Genomic DNA, 6,162 nt, shown 5'->3' with positions numbered 1-6,162 from the left:
TGTTGATATAAATCTTATCGAAAACAACGCTGTGAAAAACAGAGAAATGGCAATCAAAAAGCTAGTGACAAGCGATAGGAGAATTTTATAGTCAAAATACAACCAAAAGACAAGGGTGGAAACCCACATTGCGCCAACTGAAATAAAGAATAAAGGAATCGCCATACCGAACCTTGGATCTGAAGCCTGTAAGATATTGTTATTCTGGCACTGCATGGGAAGCTAGAGCATGACACGGTTTTGTGGAGAAATGACGCTCTCCCGACGGGGCGCGTCTTGCCTGCAATCTTTCCCGTTGCTGGAACTTGCGGCGGTTTCCTGATCTGTCATGCGGCGTCTCCAGGAGAATTGCGGTGCAGAACGCCGTCCTGCACCGCATGATTTTCAGACGAGAAGGAACTCGTCGCTCAGGGCCTCACTGCCGGTGACAATGGAGAGAGCGCTGATGGTCCCGTCAAATGCATCTCTGAAGCCTGCGTCTCCTGATTTGCTGGCCCAGCCATTTGCGCCAACCTGAAGGTATTCAGCATTGTCGAGCCAATCGAACTCGAACTCCGCCTCTCCTGCAAGCGCGTCGTTCACGCGCAGGGCCACTTTGTCTGCGCCGAAGCTGGCGTTGACGGCGTAATCCGTGTCTTTCCGGATACCGGCGACCTCGAAGGTTTCGGACGCGTCCCCTTCCTGGAACCGCACGAACAGCGAGCCGTTGCTGATGTAGCTGGTAAAATGCCCTTCGTTAACATCCTCGCCATACGCATCTTTCGAAACCAGACCTTGGCGTCCGCTGACGGTGTCAGCATTGAAGACGAAGGAGATTTCGGCGGCCTCTGCCTGCAGCTTCTGGTCTGGGGCAAATTCCAGCACCGATGCTTTCGTGCGGTTGAACTCCATTGGGCCATCCAGCTCGAAGACGTCTGCAAGCGCGGGCAGGCCGGTGTCCGGCTGCGGGCTGTCCGTGGCGCCTTCGGAGCTTTCGGTACCAGTGCCGTCTTCCGATGGCAGAGGGGTGCTGGTGCCGGTTTCCGGTTCACCGCCTGTTGCCGCGGTGCTGAAACCTTCGGTAATCGCGACATTGGAGATGGTGCCATCGAAGGCATTCTTGAAGCCGGCCTGACCGGACGCGCTGGCCCAGCCGTTTGCACCGATCTGGATGTACTCGCCGTTGTCCAGCCAGTTCACATCAAAATCGGCCGTGTCGGCCAGGACATCGTTGACCCACAGGGCAACCTCGCCGTCACCAAAGCTGGTGCGCACGGCATAATCCTTATGTGCTTCGATGCCGTCCATCGTGAGGGTCTTCGACGCGGCATCTTCCTGGAAACGGACATGCAATGTGCCGCCCTTGATGTAGGAGGTGAAATGACCGTTGTTCACGGTTGTCCCGCTGGCGTCCTTGGAAACAAGCCCCTGGCTGCCGCTGACCTTGTCTGCATTGAACTCGAAGGAGATCGTTGCGGATTGGACATTGGTATCGGCTGTCGGTGCCGCCTCGATGACCTTGGCGGCCGTTCCGTCGAACTCCATTGCGCCTGACCGCTGGAACAGCAGATCTCCGTTCCCCGCGGGGTCGGAGGTGCCTTCATCCGGGATAGGCTCGGGTGTCGGCTCGGGCTGCGGGTCAGGCGTCGGCGCCGGGTCGGGCGCAGAGCCTGTGTCGGCGGTGCCGCCATCTGCAACGGGGCCGGCAGTGCCGGACCACAGCGCGTCGGCGGACATCTTGCGCGCCGCGCCGGTTGCCGCAACATCACCGCCGAGATTGCTGCCGGACGGGCTGGGCGCCTCGGCGCCGAGGAAGCGCATCTCGCTGACATTGCCGAGCAGGCTGATCCCCTCCCAGTTGATGTCATAGCCGTCCTTGATCAGGAAGGCGCGGGTGTTGGTCGAGGTCGTATTCTCGAAGATCGAGTCGCTGACCGTGATGTCATGCGGCATCAGATGCGCGTTGCTGCTGTTCAACAGGCCTTTCGGGTTGAGTACGGTCACAACAACCCCGTTGGGGCTGTCGATGAACTCGCTACCGGAAATGCTGATGTTGTGGTTCTGCTTACTGGCATCAAAATCCGAACTGACCTTGTACAGGCTCTTGATGTCGATGCCGCTGACGCCGTTGTCGTAGAATACCGAGTTCAGCACCTTGCCGTCCTTGAAGCCGCCCGCGGCATCAAGCCCGTCGCGGTGGTTGCCTTCGAAGAAACTGTCCGAAACCAGCATCCGCTCGGGGCCGTCGCCGCTGGGGGTGGCGGTGGTCTTGATGCCGTCGCCCAGCGAATTGCGGAAATGGCCGCCGGTCACCGTGGCGTCATCGCCGCCGACGATGCGGACCTGGTAGAAGCCGCCATCGAAGGAGCTCTGGTCCAGGCTGAAGCGGTCGCCGTTCTGCACGTCGATATGCATCGAGACATTGCCGGAAAACGCGCTGTTCTCGACGGTGACCCCATCGCCATCGACGACCAGCACGCGCTTGGTGTGGTAATCCTTGCCCGACACCGGGTTCGCGGCGCTGTAGCCGGTGGTGGGCGCGTTCACCACGTCGAAGGTGACATTGCTGACGGTCACGCCGCTGGACAGGTTGAACAGCGCCGAGGTGTCGGCGGCCGAGGTGGTGCGCACATCCAGGCCTGCGCCTTTGGTTGCGGTCAGGGTGAAGTTTTCCGGTAGCCGCAGGTTCGACCCCGAGATCTTGTAAGTATCTTCAAGAACAAGCGTGTCCCCGGCCTTGAACTGGTTGTTGTTCAACAGGGACGAAAACGCGCTGGAGACATCCTGACCCGCGGACCAACCGAGGTCAGACGAATGCCAAACGGTCATGTGATTTCCTTTCACTGGCGATCAGCCGCGGAGTGGCGCGACCAACACTCTTAACATTGCGAAACAGCACTCACCGGTGCCAGGTACGTAAGACAGATCCGCAACATCAGGACAGATCCCGGGTGCCGCAGGTGTCTCAAGCCCCTCACCGCCGGAAAGCGAACTGGTACAAACCTGGCAGCGACCTAATCGTCGCCGGTGTGCCAGAAAAGTCCCGAGCGGATCCCGGAGGAAAGTCGGCTCGTTTCAGCCGCTCGCCCTGCACATCGTTCGCGAAGAACCGCGCAACGGCGGGAAACTGCCCAAGGACAAGTGTTGTCGGTCTGGGAAAAAACGGCGCTGTTCTGTAACACTGGGGCGAATGCGCCGAGCGCCGAGGCGCGGTGTTTCCGGCAGAGGGATGAGCAAAAATTCCACCTGCAGAACCGCTTGGCCTTCGACCGCGGTGGGTGGTATCCGGTCAGCGCACCCTGGGCGGCGGTTTCGAATCGCAAGTTTGCGGGCAAGGTGGTGCGTGCAGTGCCGGTGCATTGGCTCTGCTTTTGCGGTGCCGGAACGCAATGCGGCCGATATGTCCAATTCAGCGCAGGGCGAGAACGGTCAGACCGCGCGCTTCTTCAATCGTTGCCGACCCTTTTGTTTCTTCCGGACATGTGCCTTCAGCTTCAGCCGCTGGGCCGTCAGAATAAACAGTGTTGACAGCCGCTCCGAGGTGGACAGGCCAGGTGTCAGACAAAGGGAATTCAGATATTCACGGGACAAACGGCGTGCAGGGCGCGGATCCGCGGCCGCGTCTGGGTCAAACCACCTTGCTACTTCGTCTGGCGTCTTGTTTGCCCGCTGCGATCCGTCCTCATGCAGCCTGCGTTGAAACTGCGGCGGGCAGTTCAGCCGGACGATATGTCCCAGCAAGGCGCATTCGGCCAACAGCACATAGTCCGATGCGATATAGCTGCCGATCAGACGCGTGCGAGCCAGGATCTCCCGGCGGAACAGCCCGAAAACGGACGTCACGATCGCCAGCTGTTCAAGCGTTTCATAAAACCGCCGGGCCGGTGTGCGGGCTGAGGTCTCCACGCAGGATGGCACCTCTGTCTCGATTTCCCGCCCGGTTTCGTCAATATATCTGAACGACGGGTAGACAAGGACCGCGCCGCTGCCGTTTTCTTCAAACCCCTGCAGGCAAGTCGCCAAAAAGGAAGGCCCCAGAATGTCATCGTGGGCCAGCCAGTTGAAGAACTGCCCGCGCGCCAGATGAAACACGTAGTTGTAATTCTTGGCCGCACCGATGTTGCGGGGCTGCCTGACATAGAGGATCCGCGGATCCAACTTGGCAAAATGCCGACAGATCTCCTCTGTCCCGTCGGTCGAGGCATTGTCGGAAATGATGAGTTCAAAATCTTCGAAATTCTGCGCCAGAGCGGATTGAATTGCCTGCTCAAGGAAGTTTTCGCCGTTATAGACGGGCAATCCGATGCTGGACAGCGGCGTCCCTGAAAAATGTGTCATCTGAATACTCGTTCATCGTTTATCATTGCGGGACGTCTTCATCGCTGCAGGACACCGGCTCAGCCCTATTTTGCGGAGAGGTGGCGGGCAGGTGGGGGCAGCCACGCCCAGGAATCAACCGCCAGTCAGGCAATATTTGAAAATTCAAACGCGTCTCCTGTCAGCGCCAGCCCGTAAACATTGTCGATGACGCCGATCAGCTCATCCTGCTCACCGGGTCCGCCCAAAAGCCAGATTGCGGTGCCTGCGGGCAGGCCCGCAGCGTCTTCGGTCAGCAGATAGTCGGAACTTGTCCCGGCAAGCCGGATTGCGTCTTCTGCACTGAAATCCCAGACATAGCCGTAATCGTCTTCACCGCTGCTGGTGGCGTTTCCATCATCGTAATAAACGGTGCCGTTCTCTCCGAAGACGAACACATCCGCGCCGCCGTCACCGACAAAGACATCCAGCTCTCCCAGTCCCGGCAGCGGATCGGTGGTGTCAACGGCCGCCAGAACGTCATCAGCCGCATCGCCGCGAATGATATCTCCGCCCTCGATTTCCGTAATATCGATGTCGTGGAACGTGATGTCGTAGTGGTGGGTGACCAGCGCGAAGGACCCCGTGACAGGATCGTCATAGTCGATTGTCAGGTCCATCAGCCAATCGACCGGCTCGGTCGTTCCCTCCTCCCAGACTTTCATTTTGTAGGTCCGGTCAAAGGTGCCCGATTGCTCGACCCGCATCACGAAATTGAACCGCGTGCCTTCGGCCAGCGCATAATTCGTATCGCCGATATTGGGGAAGATCTCGAAATGCGGCGTGCCGGTATGCTGGTTGTAGAACAGGAATTCCGAGGGGGTGAACCCTCGCAGCGGCTGCCACTGGATGGCTGAATCATCCGTATGGCCATTCCACCAGAGCCCGAATCCGAACAGACCGCCTACAGCAGACATGTCGTGCGGGGTAACGGCAACTCGGGCTTCGAAGAAATCCCAAGCGTCGTCGCCAAGGGTGATGAACCGATCGAATCCCAGTTCCTCGGGGCGGGCACCATCACCGGTCAGCATCCAGTTGCCATCAACGATCTGCGCCACGTCTTGGATATCGGTGACGGTGGACCAGTCGATCGCGTAATTTGCAGCCCAATTGGACCCATCCTCATACTGGAGGGTCACGTCCTGCGTATGGGTGGATCCGTCATTGTATCTGGCAATGATCGACACCACGTCACCCGCCGCGGTCGGGTCCAGCTCGGCATATGCTATGTCGATGTTGAAATCCCCGGATTTTTCCAGCCGGTGCTGGTCCGGCCCAACGGACAAGGTCCGCTCCGCGCCCCCGTTCAGAGTGTAAGTCAACGTGTCCAGCCCCTCGGCAAAGACATCACCCAGGATGTTGACCCAGGTTTGCGGAACCCCGGGCTGGCCAAAGGTCTGTGTCGGCCCGTACCAGACGTCGATGACGGGTCCGACTGCGACCGTCACGGTTGCGGTGTCGCTGAGGTTGCCGTCGCTGATCGTGTAGCTGAAGCTGTCGGGGCCCTCATAGCCCGCATCCGGCGTGTAGGTCAGCGTGCCGTCGCCATTGTCGACGAGGGTGCCGTTGGCCGGGCTGGTGAAACTGTCGAAGGTGACCGGATCGCCGTCGGGATCGCTGTCATTACCCAGAAGATCGCCGGTATCGATCACCAGCGGCGTGTCGATGGCCGCCGCCAGCGCGTCATCGGCGGCCTGCGGCGCCTGGTTCACCGGGGTGATGCTGCCGTCCTCATCGGCGATCGGGTCGCTGGCCACCTCGAAGTAATCGACCTGCGCGGTATAGCCGGTGGCCTGCGCGGTATTGCCCGCAAACACACCGGCCGAG

Annotated in this window: 3 protein-coding genes; all 3 read right to left on the bottom strand. The window is 59.5% G+C overall.

The window, feature by feature from the left end; genetic code table 11:
- Nucleotides 1–384 precede the first annotated feature (384 nt).
- The gene (locus AC0IPL_RS22185) at nucleotides 385–2,808 is read right to left on the bottom strand and encodes a right-handed parallel beta-helix repeat-containing protein (RefSeq protein WP_474277555.1); all 2,424 of its coding nucleotides are present in this window, start codon (nucleotides 2,806–2,808) and stop codon (nucleotides 385–387) included.
- A 600-nt stretch (nucleotides 2,809–3,408) separates the two neighbouring features.
- Nucleotides 3,409–4,317: a glycosyltransferase family 2 protein gene (locus AC0IPL_RS22180; protein ID WP_474277551.1), complete on the bottom strand. Its 909-nt coding sequence runs from the start codon at nucleotides 4,315–4,317 to the stop codon at nucleotides 3,409–3,411.
- A 125-nt stretch (nucleotides 4,318–4,442) separates the two neighbouring features.
- Nucleotides 4,443–6,162 (bottom strand): cadherin-like domain-containing protein (locus AC0IPL_RS22175; protein ID WP_474277545.1); only part of this gene is annotated, 1,720 nt, incomplete at its 5' end.

The organism is Leisingera sp. SA32 (genome assembly GCF_056033425.1).
The sequence above is the reverse complement of the archived record's forward strand: the minus strand, read 5'-3'. Positions and strand labels throughout refer to the sequence as shown.